The sequence below is a fragment of the Microbacterium sp. NPDC008134 genome (assembly GCF_042957055.1).
In the GTDB taxonomy this organism is placed as follows: domain Bacteria; phylum Actinomycetota; class Actinomycetes; order Actinomycetales; family Microbacteriaceae; genus Microbacterium.
In genome coordinates this window covers 560,660-574,075 of record NZ_JBIBHO010000001.1, presented here as the reverse complement: position 1 = coordinate 574,075, position 13,416 = coordinate 560,660, and the positions used below count along the sequence as shown (strand labels likewise).

Genomic DNA, 13,416 nt, shown 5'->3' with positions numbered 1-13,416 from the left:
CGGCGCAGCGGCCGGCGCTCAGCGCCCTTCCCAGGCGTGCGCGATCGCGAGGGCGTCGCGGGTCGCGGCCACGTCGTGCACGCGCACCGCCCATACGCCGGCGCGCAGCGCGAGGGCGCTGGTGACGGCCGTGGCGAGGTCTCGACGTTGCTCGGTGACGTCGGCATCCGCCTGCCCCAACGTCTCGGCCAGGAATCGCTTGCGCGAGGTACCGATGAGCACGCGCGGGCCGAGGGCGACGATGTCGTCGAGCCCGCGCAGCAGCTCCCAGTTCTGCTCTCCCGCCTTCGCGAATCCGATGCCGGGGTCGAGTATCACCCGCGACGGGGCGATCCCCGCCGCCGCCGCTTCGCCCATGCGTTCCTGCAGCTCCCCGGCGACCTCGCGGGCGATGCGATGGTAGTCGGCGCGGGCGTACATGTCGTCGGAGAATCCGCGCCAGTGCCCGATCGCGTAATCGGCGCCGGATTCGGCGACGGCCGTCCGCATCTCCGGGTCGGCGAGACCGCCCGACACGTCGTTGACGATGCGCGCACCGGCGCGTACCGCCGCCGCTGCGGTCGAGGCGTTGATCGTGTCGATGCTGAGGGGAACGCCGGCCGCTGCCAACTGCTCGATCACGGGGATCACCCGCGCCTGCTCGGTGGCGGCATCCACGCGCTCCGCACCGGGGCGCGTCGACTCTCCGCCGATGTCGAGAACGGTGGCCCCGTCGGCGCGCAGGCTCAGCCCGCGCGCGACCGCGGCGGCGACATCGAGATACCGCCCGCCGTCGCTGAACGAGTCGGGCGTGACGTTGACGATGCCCCAGATGCCGGTCACGAGGCAGCGCCCGCCGACGAGCCGATCAGGGCGATGAGCTCGGCGCGCGCGATCGAATCCTCGTACACGCCGCGGGCCGCGATCGTGAGGGTGGATGCTTCGGGCTGGCGTCCGCCCCGCATCGTCACGCAGCCGTGGCTGGCGTCGAGCACGACGAGCACGCCGCGGGTGTCGAGGTTCTCGGCGATCGTGTCGGCGATCTGCTCACCCAGCCGCTCCTGCACCTGTGGGCGGGCGGCGAGGATCTCGACGACGCGCACGAGCGCTCCGAGTCCGACGACCTGCTCCCCCGGGAGGTACGCCAGATGGGCGCGACCGGCGAAGGGCAGCAGATGATGCTCGCACACCGAACGGAAGCGGATGTCGCGCAGAAGCACGGCCCCCGAGGGGAGGGTGTCGGGCGCCGGGCCCCGCGTCACGCTGATCGTGCGCTCGAGCGGCGCCGCGGCATCCTCACCGACACCGGCGAAGAACTCGGCGTACAGCTCGGCCACGCGCGCGGGCGTCTGGCGGAGGCCCGGACGATCCGGGTCTTCGCCGATCGCCTCGAGCAGCTCACGGGTGAGGCTCTCGATCCGCGCCCTGTCGACGCTCACGATCAGGCCGTCGCGGGGCGCGGGTTCGTGGCTCCCGACGGCTCCTGTGCGCGGGCGGTCGCCGAGGGCTCCTCGACGGACGCCGCCACCGGGACGACCTTCTTCGGAACCTCGATCGGCGGCACGTCCGACACCGGACGGTCGTCGCTCGACAGCCACAGTGGACGCTCCGGGAGCTTGCGCACCTCGGTGAAGATCTCGGCGATCTGGTTGTGGTCGAGGGTCTCCTCCTCGAGCAGTGCCAGGGCGAGACGATCGAGGATGTCGCGGTTCGCGCTGATCACCGAGTAGGCCTCGTCGTGGGCCTGCTCGATGAGCGCGCGCACCTCGGCGTCGACGCGCTCGGCGACCTTCTCGGAGTACTCGCGACCGCGGCCCATGTCGCGGGCGACGAACATATCGCCGCCTTCGGAACCGAGCTTGACCGGACCGACCTCGGTCGTCATGCCGTATTCGATGACCATCTTGCGGGCGATGGAGGTCGCCTTCTCGATGTCGTTCGAGGCACCCGTGGTCGGATCGTGGAACACGATCTCCTCGGCCACACGCCCACCCATCGCGTACGTCAGCTGGTCCTGCAGCTCGTTGCGGGTGACGGAGTACTTGTCTTCGAGCGGCAGCACCATCGTGTAACCGAGGGCCTTGCCGCGCGGCAGGATCGTGATCTTGGTGACCGGGTCGGTGTAGTTCATCGCCGCGGCGGCGAGCGCGTGCCCGCCCTCGTGATACGCCGTGATGAGCTTCTCGCGATCCTTCATCACGCGGGTGCGACGCTGCGGGCCGGCGATGACGCGGTCGATCGCCTCGTCGAGTGCCCGGTTGTCGATGAGCTGCGCGTTCGAGCGAGCCGTGAGCAGTGCGGCCTCGTTCAGCACGTTGGCGAGGTCTGCACCGGTAAAGCCCGGTGTCTTGCGGGCGACGACCTCGAGGTCGACGCTCTGCGACAGCGGCTTGCCCTTGCTGTGCACCTCGAGGATCTTCTGACGGCCCTTGAGGTCGGGGGCGTCCACACCGATCTGACGGTCGAAACGGCCGGGGCGCAGCAGCGCGGGGTCGAGGATGTCGGGACGGTTGGTCGCCGCGATCACGATCACGTTCGCGTTGGGGTCGAAGCCGTCCATCTCGACGAGCATCTGGTTGAGCGTCTGCTCGCGCTCGTCGTTGCCGCCGCCCATGCCGGCGCCGCGGTGGCGACCGACGGCGTCGATCTCGTCGATGAAGATGATCGCGGGCGAGTTCTCCTTGGCCTGGTTGAACAGATCGCGCACGCGGGATGCTCCGACACCGACGAACATCTCGACGAAGTCCGAACCCGAGATCGAGTAGAAGGGGGCGCCCGCCTCGCCGGCGACAGCACGCGCGAGAAGGGTCTTACCCGTTCCGGGAGGGCCGTACAGCAGCACGCCCTTCGGGATGCGGGCACCGATCGCCTGGAACTTCGCGGGATCCTGCAGGAACTCCTTGATCTCGTGGAGCTCTTCGATCGCCTCGTCGGCGCCGGCGACGTCGGCGAAGGTGACCGTCGGGGTCTCCTTGTTGACGAGCTTCGCCTTCGACTTGCCGAACTGCATGACCTTGCCGCCGCCGCCCTGCATCGACGACAGGAGCCACCAGAACAGGAGGCCGAGCAGCACGAGCGGCAGAAGGAGCGAGAGGAAGCCGTCGAACCACGTCGCGCGCGGCACGGCGTCGTTGAAGCCCTCCTTGGGGTCGGCGTCGTTGATCGCCGTGACCACCTCGTCGGCGCGGGCATCGACGTAGTAGAACTGCACCTTGTCGGCGCCCTCGAACGGCTTCGACAGCGTGAGGTCGACGCGCTGGTCGCCGTCGGTGTTGACCACCTCGGTGACGGTCGAGCCGCCGAGCAGCTTCAGACCCTCCTGCGTGGTGATCTGCTTGGGTGCCGCGATGTTCGAGACCAGCACGAAGCCGAGGATCAGCAGCAGGCCGATCACGAGCACGTAGATCAGCGGGTTCTTGCCGAGCTTCTTCACATCCATGATCGGATCAGCGTATCGCGCGCGTACTAGGCGCCTGCTGTGCGTTCACCCACGGCGTAGCGCCTCAGGAGTAGACGTGCGGGGCGAGCACCGCGACGTCGCGCAGGTTGCGGTACCGCTCGTCGAAGTCGAGGCCGTAGCCGACCACGAAATCGGTGGGGATGTCGAAGCCCACGTACTTGCAGTCGATGACCACCTTCGCCGCCTCCGGCTTGCGCAGCAGGGCGAGCACCTCGATCGACTCGGCGCCGCGGGACTCGAAGTTCTCGAGCAGCCAGCTGAGCGTCAGGCCCGAGTCGATGATGTCCTCGACGATGAGCACGTGCTTGCCGTTCAGGTCGGTGTCGAGGTCTTTGCGGATCTGCACCACACCGCTGGACTTCGTGCTCGCGCCGTAGCTCGACACGGCCATCCAGTCCATCGGGGCGTGGAAGGGCAGCGCACGGGCGAAGTCGGCCATCACCATGACCGCGCCCTTGAGCACGCCCACCAGGATGAGATCCTTACCCGCGTAATCATCGGCGACGCGATGGGCCAGCTCGTCGAGCTTCGCGAGGATCTGCTCCTCGGTGACGAGGATCTCGGACAGGTCAGCCTGGATTTCCGTGGCGCGCATGGATCGATTTTAGGCGATCGACGACACCGCTCTCCCCCTGTCCCGGCATCCGCACTACTCTGAGCCGTGAGACGGGCGGACGCCCACCGACGGAAGGATTCCCATGGCTCTCGACGACATCCTGAAGCAGGTCCCGATCGACGATATCGCGAAGCAGCTCGGCGTCTCTCCCGACGTCGCGAAGACCGCGGTCGAGCAGGGCGGTGCAGTGCTGCTCGGCGGGCTCGCGAAGAACGCCTCGACCGACGAGGGTTCGGCGGCGATCCAGAAGGCGCTGAAGAAGCACGAGGGCACGGGCGGTGCCGCCTCGGTGAAGGACATCGATCAGGCCGACGGCGACAAGATCGTCGCGCACATCCTCGGTGCCGACGAGAAGAAGAAGGTCACCGAGAAGCTCACGCAGTCCGACAAGACCGCGGGCATCGACTTCGGCAAGCTCCTGCCGATCCTCGCCCCGATCGTGATGGGCCTGATCGCCAACGCCGGCAAGGGCAAGACCGAGTCCGCCTCGACCGAGTCGCAGGGCGGCGGCGGGATCGGCGACATCATCGGCGGCCTGCTCGGCGGAGGCAGCAACGGCGGCGGCATCGACCTGGGCAGCATCGTCGGCGGACTCTTCGGCGGAAAGAAGTAGGCACCGGACGGTTCCGGTCGCGCGAAGCAGGATTCAGCTGCGCGCGGTGAAGACGATGCGGCCGCCGTGGCGGGTGGCGGAGCATCCGGGCAGGTCGATCGGTCCCTGACCGGACCAGTCGGTCACGAGGCGCGCGACTTCCAGCGTCTGCAGTCGGGTGAGGCTCACCCCGAACTCGCTGTCGACCACGAGCCGGATCACACGATTGCGCAGGGCCGCGGGGTTCGCCGCGAGGGCCGCGACGCTCACCGAGATGCCGGCTTCGGCGTGCTCGACGATGTCCTCGATGGTCTCGTGGATCATCTCGTCGAACGCCTCGGCGTCTTCGCGCAGCTGCTCGGCGGTGCGGGCGAGGGCGTCGGCGATGCCCGGCCCGATCTCGGCCTCGAGCACGGGGAGCACCCGCTCACGCACCCGCACGCGGGCGAAACGGTCGTCGAGATTGTGGGGGTCGTCCCAGACATCGAGACCGGATGCCGCGCAGAAGGCCCGCGTCGTCGCACGACGCACCGTCAACATCGGGCGCAGCCACAGAAGACCGCCGTCGTCCTCCCGCACCGGCGCCATGCCCTGCAGGCTCGCGGCTCCGGCGCCGCGTGCCAATCCGAGCAGCACGGTCTCGGCCTGGTCGTCGAGCGTGTGGCCGAGGAGTACCGCTCGCGCCCCCACTTCGGCGGCGACGTCTTGCAGCGCCCGGTAGCGCGCCTCGCGCGCGGCCGCCTCGGGGCCGTCATCCGCGGCGTGGTCGATCTCGATCCGCACGACGCGGGCTTCGAGCCCGAGGGCCGTCGCCTGCTCGGAGGCACGGGCGGCGACGGCATCCGATCCCGCCTGAAGACCGTGATCGACGGTGACGGCGGTCACGCGGATGCCGAGCTTCGGCGCTTCGAAGGCGACGGCGCCCGACAGAGCCAGGGAGTCCGCTCCCCCGGACAGCGCCACCACGACGGTCGCTCCCTCGGACAGATCGGCCAGGGCGGTGCGCACGGCGCGGCGGATCTCGGCGATGGCGGGGTCGAGTGACGGCATCCCTCCACGCTAGGGCACGTCCCGAAGGGGTGCGACGGGTTCGGGGCCGGGACTATTCTGACGCCGTGACCGCACCGCACCGCACCCGGCCGTTCCGCACCGAGCGTTTCAAGGCGTTCGTCGACGCCGTCGTCGCGATCGCGATGACGCTGCTCATCCTGCCGCTGATGGAGGCGGTGTCGGATGCCGCGTCGGGCAAGCTGTCCACCGCGGAGTTCTTCCATGAGCATTCGTCGCAGCTGCTGAGCTTCGCCCTGAGCTTCTTGCTCATCGCCACGTTCTGGATGGGGCACCACAGCCAGTACTGCGATGTCGAGCGGATCACGGTGCCGCTCATCTGGATCAATGTGGCGTGGATGGCCACGATCGTGTGGCTGCCGGTGCCCACGGCGATGCTGGGACAGATCGACGCCGACGCTCTGCAGAAGATCGTCTACATCGGCACGCTCCTCACGACGCAGGTCGCGACGCTGGCGGGCGGGATCTACCTCGGGCGCCACCCCGAACTCACGACCGCTCCGCCGTCCGCTTATCGTGCGGGTGTGCTCGGCGACATCGCCGCGATCATCCTGTTCGTCGCGGCATTGCTCATCGCGGTGCTCGTTCCGCAGATCGGATACGCCGCGCTCCTCCTCCTGCTGCTGAACGCGCCCGTGTCGCGCCTCGTCGATCGGGTGTCGCACGGGCGCTCGCACGGCCCCGACGTTCAGACGCCCAACCGCCCCGAGTAGGCTTGTCCGCGGCATCCAACCGATTTTTCTCCCGAGGAGCACACGCATGGGCGCACACGACGCCGTCATCGAGATCCCGCGCGGCAGCCGCGTGAAGTACGAGGTCGACCACGAGACCGGACGAGTGCACCTCGACCGCGTGCTCTACACGACCTTCGGCTACCCGGCCGACTACGGCTACTTCGACAACACGCTCGGCGAGGACGGCGACCCGCTCGACGTGCTCGTGCTGCTCGACCACGCCATCTACCCGGGCGTCGTCGTCGAGGTGCGTCCCGTGGCCGTGCTCAAGATGAGCGACGAGGCCGGCGGAGACGACAAGCTGGTCGCCGTGCTGTCGAAGGACCCGCGCTGGGCGCACATCCAGGACATCGACGACATCGCCGAGTACACGAAGAAGGAGATCGCGCACTTCTTCGAGCACTACAAGGACCTCGAGCCCAACAAGTGGGTCAAGGTCGACGCATGGGGCGACAAGGCCGAGGCCGAGCGCATCCTCGACGAGGCGATCGTCCGTTTCGGCGAGCAGGGTCACTGACCCGTCGGGCTCACTTACCCCCTGGGTCGCTGAGCCCGTCGAAGCGAAAGACCCCCGGTTCCGCTCGACGGCCGGGGGTCTTCTGCATGCCGGAGGGGCGGATGCTCAGATCGAGATGCCCCGCGCGGCCATGAAGTCGGCCGGGTTCGTGTAGTACCCGTTGATGTAGACCTCGAAGTGGAGGTGGCAACCGAACGATCCGCCGGTGTTACCCGCGTACGCGATGATCTGACCGGCCTGCACCTGCTGACCGGCTCGGACCGCGAAGCCGCCGTCGCGGATGTGCGCGTAGCCGGTCGCGACGCCGGTGCCGTGTTGGATGCGGACGTAGTTTCCGTACCCGCCGTTGTAGAACGCGGCGTCGACGACACCCGCGTACGCGGCGTAGATCGCCGCGCCGCACCCGTTCGCCAGGTCGATGCCGTAATGCCAGCTCGACGAGCATCCGTTCGCATTGCACTGCTGCGAACGGGGGCCGTAACCCGAGCTGCGGTAGCCACCGTGGGGGCGCACCCAACCGCTTCCGCTTCCGGCGGGGGCTCCTCCGCCGCCGCTGTTGCCGCCGGCGTTCGCCGCGGCCTCGGCAGCCTCGCGCTCGCGGCGCTTCTTCTCCTCGGCCTCGCGGGCCGCGACGCCGGCCTGGTACCCTGCGACCGTCTTGGTCGTCGTGTCCTTGAGGGCGGCGAGCTGCGCCTGCATCGTGGTGAGGTTCGCCGACTGCTCGTCGAGGGCGGCCTGCGCGGCATCCGCTGCCTGCTGGGCCGCGACCATCTTCTGCTCGGCGATCTTCTGCAGGCGGTCGCGCTCGTCGCGGGCGACCTTGGCCTGGTCGCTGAGCGACTGGGCGGAGTTGCGGGCGGCGACGGCGTCGTCGTAGACCGACTGGTTGTACTCGAGGAGCTTGTCCATCGTGCCCAGGCGCGAGAGCAGCTCATCGGCATTGGTCGCGGATCCGGCGAAGAACAGCTCGAGAGAGGTGTCGTCGCCACCGTTTCGGTAGATCTGAGCGGCGACCTGGCCGGCCTTGCGAGCGGACTCGTCGGCGACGCCGGCCTGCTCGTCGGCCTTCGCCTGCAGGGTGTCGGCTTCGGCGATCGCGGCGAAGAACTCCTGCTGAGCCGTGAAGTACTCGTCGGACGCGGTCTTGGCGGCGGCCTGGGTCTGCGCGACCTTCTGCGTGAGGGACTGGATCAGACCCTCGATGCGCTGGATCTCGGCGCCCTTGGCGGCCTCGTTGTTCTTGGCCTTCTGCACGTCGTCCCAGCTCGGGTACGACGCGGCGTAGGCGGCGGAGACGCCCGAGGTGACTCCGAAGGCACTGAGGGCGACGACGCTGAGCGCGCCGAGACCGAGCGCGCTCCGGCGGCTGACGCTCTGCTTCCACAGAGCGTCGCGCTCGGCGGGCGTGGGCGCGCAGCCGCATTCTTCGGATGCTGCGGCTGCCGCGGCATCCTTCGTGATCTGGTCGTTCACACGGCCCCTTCCGCCGGTTTCACACATGTCACAGTAACAACAACTTTCACACGCGCACCAGGGCGCGCGGGCGCGTCGGAGGGCCTGCTGACGGTGCCATCGTCCCCCGGAACACGCCCGGGACGGCGCCGACTCGCCCTCGATTCGCGATTTGCCCCGACTATCGCTTATGCTTGAGCGTCGGCAAGGAAGTCCCCCGGGACTGACTCGGCCCCATCGTTTAGCGGCCTAGGACGCCGCCCTTTCACGGCGGTAGCACGGGTTCGAATCCCGTTGGGGTCACCACGTCCGATACAATTGAAAATAAGTATGGCCCTGTAGCGCAGTTGGTTAGCGTGCCGCCCTGTCACGGCGGAGGTCGCGGGTTCAAGTCCCGTCAGGGTCGCTCCGTGCGACGAGCTCTTTCTTCGGAGAGGGCTCTTCGTCTAGGACGCGACAGGTTCGCCGGTCGCGCGGCTCTGTAGCTCAGTTGGTAGAGCGTTCGACTGAAAATCGAAAGGTCACCGGATCGATGCCGGTCGGAGCCACAAGGCTGATCATTACAATCAGCCCAGAAACCCTCGCGTAGCTTCTACATCGCGGGGGTTTTGCTTTGCCCGGGCATCTGCAATAGCCCGGTGGGGTCTTACGCGAGCGACCAGGATCGGGTGTACTTCTCCGATGCGCTCCGTGAATCCGATCCCCGGTAACCCCTGGCCGCACGACATGGTCATCCACGTCTCCGGTTCGCCGCAGCCGCTGTGGGAACTTCTCTGGCTGCGCGAGGCGTATGCACTCCAACCCGTCGGCGGCGATCTTCCACCGTTCCTCGTGCGCACCCCCGCGCCGGCCACAAGGCCGCTCGACGGCGCCGCTCGCGCCCTCGGGGAGAACGCCTGGCCACGCCTGTGGCACGCGGCATCCGCCCACGCCGGTCGCACGCAGGACCCCGATGCCTTTCCCCGCCTCCTCGAAATGCCTCCGGGCGCCCCCGATCGCGCCCAGCTCCTCCACGACATGATCGGCCCGACCTGGCGCGACGAGTTCGGCGATGACGCGTTCGACGACCCGTCCTACACCGAGCGAGAGCGCTCGACCCCCGAGGAGCGCGCCGCCGCACGCCCGCACACGCTCGCCGACAATCCCGAGCACCGCGACCTCGAAGCCCTCATCCCCGCTTGGCAGTCCGGCCTCACGACGATCGTGACCATCCCCTGCACCGGTGAGCACACTCGACGGATAGGCGACAACACCCTGCTCATGACCGCCGGCACCCGCGCCGACAGCGTGGCATATCGGCGCGCTCTCTCGTCATTCACCTGATCCGGACAGGAGGATGGAGGCATGCCCTCGAACCCCCGCCGGCGGCTGCTCGCCTCGATGCAGCGGATCCTGCACACCGATCCCTCGAACGTCGCGCACACCGAGGCCATGCCGATCATCGACGAGCGCACGGTTCCCCGCGTGCTCGACCTCGCCACTCGCATCGGGGAATCGATGTTCGCGGTCGGCGCCTCCGCCCATGAGGTCACCCTCGCGATCACGCGGGTCTGCGAGGCCTACGCGCTGAAGGGTGTGCAGGTCGACGTCACCTACAACTCGGTGACCGTCTCGTTCCACCTCAGCGGCGAGGTCTGGCCCGAGACGCTACTGCGCGTCGTGCGGGTCGCCGCCCCCGACCACGCCAAGCTGCAGCGCGTGCAGGCGCTCGTCGCCGAGATCGAAGCCGGCCTCGACCTGGAGTCCGCGCGCACCGCGTTCCGCGTCATCCGTCGTGTGCCCTTCCGCTACCAGCAGGCCGTGGTGGTCGTGGCCCGTGCGATGCTCGCCGTCGGCGTCAGCATCCTGCTCGGCGCCTCCCCGATCATCGTCGGGCTCACGTTCATCGCGGCTCTCGCCGCCGCCCTCACCCAGGCCGGCCTCGCGCGCGTGCGCGTTCCCCTCTTCTTCAGTCAGATCGCCGGAGGGTTCGTGACCACGGTGGTCGCGGTCGCCGTCTCGGCACTCGGCTCAGCCGGGATCGAGCCGTTCGTCGGCATCCGACCCTCGATCATCGTCGCCTCGGGCATCGTGCTCATGCTCGCCGGGCTGACCGTCGTCGGCGCCGCGCAGGACGCGATCGACGGGTTCGCCCTTACCGCCGGCGGCCGCATCCTCGATCTCACGATGCAGACGCTCGGCGTCGTGATCGGCATCCTCGTTGGACTCGAGCTCGGCAGCGTGCTCGGCTTCACGATGGACCTGCCCGACGACCCCGCACCGTTCGGCCCGCTGCTCAGTGTCTTCGCCGGCGCCATCATCATCGCGGTCGCCGTCGCCGTCTTCAACGGTGCCGGCATCCGCATCATCCTCGTCAGCGCACTGCTGAGCGCCATCACGATCGCCGGGTACACGGCATCCGTCGCCCTCAACCTGCACCCGGCCGCGGCGAGCGCCATCGGCGCCCTGCTCGCGAGCTTCGTCGGCGTGCTGATCGCCCACAATCTGCACGTCCCGTCGGTGGCTGTGACGACCGCGGCGATCGTGCCTCTCGTTCCCGGTGTCGCCGTCTTCCAGGGCCTGCTCGAGATGGTGCACAACGGCGGCACCAGCATGGGGGTCGTCGGCGCGGGCGGCTCGCTGATCGACGCCGCCATCATCGGCATCGGGCTGGCTTCGGGTGCGTCACTGGGCCTCTACCTCGGCACCCCCGTGCGCGCGACGCTCGGCAGCGTGGCGAAGACCCGGGCGCGTACTCGCCGCTGATCGGCTGTTTCGTCGTATGTCATGGGGACATCTCCCCAATGACAATTCGCGCAAGAGATCGCCCGAGGCGCATACAGCCTGCTCACAGGTTGGCTACGTTGGGCGTGTCCCCGGGCGCACGCAACCGCTTTCGCGCGCGCCGTCGATCACCTGCACTGCGAACTATCGAGACGAGAAGATGACCCAGAACAAGAGAAGAGTGCTGGCTGGCGGTACCACCGCGGCCATCATCCTCGCGCTGTCCGGCGCGTTGATCCCCACGGCCGCCACGGCCGATGAAGACGCCACGGCGCCGACCAGCGGAGCGTCGTTCGACGCGAACGCCAAGCAGCTCCTGACGAACGACGGCGTCGAGGCCGTCGCCACGAACGCGGCGGGCCAGGTCGTCGTCTACACGACGGCTCCCGAAGACGCGCTGGCGGGCGAGGCGGATGCCTTCGTCGACGGCCACTCCAACGTCGTCGTCGAGGTCATCGACGCTCCGTTCGAGTCCCACGCCGACACCGACGTCGTCGGCGGTGCCGGATACTTCGCTACCGACCCGGCCAACCCCGGCCCGGGCGGACTGTGCTCCGTCGGCTTCTCGGCCTGGACCCCCGCGGGTGACCCCGCCTACATCTCGGCCGGACACTGCACGAGCGACGGCCTGTACTCGTCCAGCGCCCTGACCCTCCCGACCGGAGACCCCGCCGGTGGCGGCGACCCGGAGAACGAAGATGTCGCGCTGACCTACGGCCTCGCCGATCTCGCGTTCTCGCAGTACGGCGGACCGGGCAACACCCCCGGCGCCTCCGGCGACCTGACGTCCAGCGACGTCTCGGCCTGGGACGTCACCAACCCCGCACTGACGACTCTGCCCGAGGTCACCAACTGGACCACTTCGGCGACCGAGGATCTGTCGCTGTCGACCATCCCGATCCGCTCGGTCGGCACGGCCGTGGTCGACGGAGCCGTGACGAAGTCCGGCCGCACCACCGGCTTCACCTCGGGACAGGTCCTGGCCGTCGGCGGCTGGGCCAACGTCAGCGGCCGACAGGTCTACGGCTTCATGACGAACGTCCAGTCCTCCGAGGGCGACTCCGGTGGAGCCGTCTTCCAGGGCAACACCGCTGTCGGCATCCTGTCGGGCGGAACGACCACCGCCGAGGGACCGATCATGTTCGCGGCGGACCTGCAGAACGCGCTCTCCCTCACCGGCGGGTACACGGTCGCCCTGTTCCTCGACGCTCCGGTCGTGACCTCCACCTCGCCGCTCGGCGCGGGTTCGGCGATCACCGGAACCGGCCCGGCGAACTCGACCCTCAAGGTCTCGCAGGACGGCGGCGCAGAGGTCGACGTTCCCGTCGACGGCGCCGGCAACTGGTCGTTCCCCGCTCCGGAGGTCGGCACCTACTCCTACACGGCCTACGCCGCCTCGGGCTTCAACACCTCCGAGACCACCGCGTTCGAGGTCGAGGTCGTTCCGGCGGCTCCGGTCTTCACCTCGCCCGCGAACGGCGACCGCATCGTGTCGGAGGTCACCGAGATCGCCGGCACCGGCGAGATCGGCGCCACCGTCAGCCTGACCGGTGATGTCACCGACGAGGCGACGGTCGGCGAGGACGGCACGTGGAGCGTCGAGGTCGACCTCGGCATCGACGCCTACTCCGTCACCGCCACGCAGGAGATCGACGGCATCACCTCGGCATCCGCGACCTCGGCCTTCGCCGTGATCCCGACCGCTCCGGTCGTCGAGGCCCCGCTGGTCGGCGGCGCGTACGCCTTCGCCAGCGCCCCGACGGCCGCGACCGGCACGGGCATCGAGGAGGCCGCGATCAGCGCCACCCTGAACGGTGCGGATGCGGGAGCGACCACGGTCGCCGACGGGGCCTGGAGCCTTCCGCTCACCGCTGAGGCGGGCGCGTTCACGCTCGTCGTGACGCAGACCGTCAACGGCCAGAGCAACAGCACGACGGTCACCTACGAGGTCGCGGCGGCGCCCACGACGGGCGGCGGTTCGGACGGCGGCGCGGGCAGCGCGCCCGGTTCGCTCGCCAACACCGGTATGAGCGATCCGACGCCGTACGTGGTGACGGCATCCGCCCTGCTCCTGCTCGGCGCAGCGCTGCTGATGGTCCGTCGCATGCGGACGCGCAACACCCTCTGATCCGATTCTGATCTGATCGCCGTCGGGCGGTGCGAGCTTCGGCTCGCACCGCCCGACGTGTTTCTCCGGACGTCTCCGGTTTCGTGCGGGCGAAAGCACCTCGATAC

At 68.9% G+C, this 13,416-nt stretch carries 12 protein-coding genes and 3 tRNA genes; 9 read left to right on the top strand and 6 right to left on the bottom strand.

Going from position 1 to position 13,416, the window contains the following annotated elements; genetic code table 11:
* Positions 1 to 18: 18 nt before the first annotated feature.
* From folP to hpt, 4 genes are all read right to left on the bottom strand, one after another.
* On the bottom strand, positions 19 to 822 hold the full coding sequence (folP, locus tag ACFY9N_RS02660) for a dihydropteroate synthase (RefSeq protein WP_391476719.1): 804 nt from the start codon (positions 820 to 822) through the stop codon (positions 19 to 21).
* The gene (gene folE, locus ACFY9N_RS02655) at positions 819 to 1,418 is read right to left on the bottom strand and encodes a GTP cyclohydrolase I (protein WP_391476718.1); all 600 of its coding nucleotides are present in this window, start codon (positions 1,416 to 1,418) and stop codon (positions 819 to 821) included. Before folE ends, folP begins: the two co-directional genes overlap by 4 nt.
* 2 nt (positions 1,419 to 1,420) lie before the next feature.
* On the bottom strand, positions 1,421 to 3,418 hold the full coding sequence (gene ftsH / locus ACFY9N_RS02650; RefSeq protein ID WP_391476717.1) for an ATP-dependent zinc metalloprotease FtsH: 1,998 nt from the start codon (positions 3,416 to 3,418) through the stop codon (positions 1,421 to 1,423).
* Between the two features lie 64 nt (positions 3,419 to 3,482).
* On the bottom strand, positions 3,483 to 4,034 hold the full coding sequence (gene hpt, locus ACFY9N_RS02645; protein ID WP_391476716.1) for a hypoxanthine phosphoribosyltransferase: 552 nt from the start codon (positions 4,032 to 4,034) through the stop codon (positions 3,483 to 3,485).
* A 103-nt stretch (positions 4,035 to 4,137) separates the two neighbouring features.
* Between hpt and ACFY9N_RS02640 the strand changes: the two genes are divergently transcribed.
* The gene (locus ACFY9N_RS02640) at positions 4,138 to 4,668 is read left to right on the top strand and encodes a DUF937 domain-containing protein (protein ID WP_391476715.1); all 531 of its coding nucleotides are present in this window, start codon (positions 4,138 to 4,140) and stop codon (positions 4,666 to 4,668) included.
* Positions 4,669 to 4,701: 33 nt separating this feature from the next.
* Here ACFY9N_RS02640 and tilS read toward each other — a convergent pair whose 3' ends face one another.
* Positions 4,702 to 5,697 carry a tRNA lysidine(34) synthetase TilS gene (gene tilS, locus ACFY9N_RS02635; protein WP_391476714.1) on the bottom strand — a complete coding sequence of 332 codons (996 nt, stop codon included), beginning with the start codon at positions 5,695 to 5,697 and terminating at the stop codon, positions 4,702 to 4,704.
* Positions 5,698 to 5,762: 65 nt separating this feature from the next.
* Here tilS and ACFY9N_RS02630 point away from each other — a divergent pair, with 65 nt between their 5' ends.
* Together ACFY9N_RS02630 and ACFY9N_RS02625 are read left to right on the top strand one after the other, a co-directional pair.
* Positions 5,763 to 6,428, top strand: a complete 666-nt coding sequence (locus tag ACFY9N_RS02630; protein WP_391476713.1) for a TMEM175 family protein — start codon at positions 5,763 to 5,765, stop codon at positions 6,426 to 6,428.
* Positions 6,429 to 6,474: 46 nt separating this feature from the next.
* Positions 6,475 to 6,966 carry an inorganic diphosphatase gene (locus ACFY9N_RS02625; RefSeq protein ID WP_045254862.1) on the top strand — a complete coding sequence of 164 codons (492 nt, stop codon included), beginning with the start codon at positions 6,475 to 6,477 and terminating at the stop codon, positions 6,964 to 6,966.
* Positions 6,967 to 7,071: 105 nt separating this feature from the next.
* Here ACFY9N_RS02625 and ACFY9N_RS02620 read toward each other — a convergent pair whose 3' ends face one another.
* The gene (locus tag ACFY9N_RS02620; protein WP_391476712.1) at positions 7,072 to 8,439 is read right to left on the bottom strand and encodes a M23 family metallopeptidase; all 1,368 of its coding nucleotides are present in this window, start codon (positions 8,437 to 8,439) and stop codon (positions 7,072 to 7,074) included.
* 209 nt (positions 8,440 to 8,648) lie between these two features.
* Here ACFY9N_RS02620 and ACFY9N_RS02615 point away from each other — a divergent pair.
* The 6 genes from ACFY9N_RS02615 to ACFY9N_RS02590 all read left to right on the top strand — a co-directional run bounded on the left by ACFY9N_RS02615 (position 8,649) and on the right by ACFY9N_RS02590 (position 13,309).
* Positions 8,649 to 8,724: transfer RNA gene (locus ACFY9N_RS02615), tRNA-Glu, on the top strand.
* 26 nt (positions 8,725 to 8,750) lie between these two features.
* Positions 8,751 to 8,824, top strand: a tRNA-Asp gene (locus ACFY9N_RS02610).
* 69 nt (positions 8,825 to 8,893) lie between these two features.
* Positions 8,894 to 8,966, top strand: a tRNA-Phe gene (locus ACFY9N_RS02605).
* 133 nt (positions 8,967 to 9,099) lie between these two features.
* A complete protein-coding gene (locus tag ACFY9N_RS02600) occupies positions 9,100 to 9,741 on the top strand; it encodes a hypothetical protein (protein WP_391476711.1) in 642 nt (213 codons plus the stop codon).
* Between the two features lie 21 nt (positions 9,742 to 9,762).
* Positions 9,763 to 11,163, top strand: coding sequence for a threonine/serine exporter ThrE family protein (locus ACFY9N_RS02595; protein ID WP_391476710.1), 1,401 nt, complete (start codon positions 9,763 to 9,765; stop codon positions 11,161 to 11,163).
* Between the two features lie 178 nt (positions 11,164 to 11,341).
* Positions 11,342 to 13,309 carry a S1 family peptidase gene (locus ACFY9N_RS02590; protein ID WP_391476709.1) on the top strand — a complete coding sequence of 656 codons (1,968 nt, stop codon included), beginning with the start codon at positions 11,342 to 11,344 and terminating at the stop codon, positions 13,307 to 13,309.
* The last annotated feature ends 107 nt before the right edge of the window (positions 13,310 to 13,416 follow it).

What these genes read in the sequence shown, in the direction of transcription:
- ftsH (WP_391476717.1), bottom strand. Translation starts at nt 3,418, where the DNA reads ATGGATGTGAAGAAGCTCGGCAAGAACCCGCTGATCTACGTGCTCGTG.
- hpt (WP_391476716.1), bottom strand. Translation starts at nt 4,034, where the DNA reads ATGCGCGCCACGGAAATCCAGGCTGACCTGTCCGAGATCCTCGTCACC.
- ACFY9N_RS02640 (WP_391476715.1), top strand. Translation starts at nt 4,138, where the DNA reads ATGGCTCTCGACGACATCCTGAAGCAGGTCCCGATCGACGATATCGCG.
- tilS (WP_391476714.1), bottom strand. Translation starts at nt 5,697, where the DNA reads ATGCCGTCACTCGACCCCGCCATCGCCGAGATCCGCCGCGCCGTGCGC.
- ACFY9N_RS02625 (WP_045254862.1), top strand. Translation starts at nt 6,475, where the DNA reads ATGGGCGCACACGACGCCGTCATCGAGATCCCGCGCGGCAGCCGCGTG.
- ACFY9N_RS02600 (WP_391476711.1), top strand. Translation starts at nt 9,100, where the DNA reads ATGCGCTCCGTGAATCCGATCCCCGGTAACCCCTGGCCGCACGACATG.
- ACFY9N_RS02595 (WP_391476710.1), top strand. Translation starts at nt 9,763, where the DNA reads ATGCCCTCGAACCCCCGCCGGCGGCTGCTCGCCTCGATGCAGCGGATC.
- ACFY9N_RS02590 (WP_391476709.1), top strand. Translation starts at nt 11,342, where the DNA reads ATGACCCAGAACAAGAGAAGAGTGCTGGCTGGCGGTACCACCGCGGCC.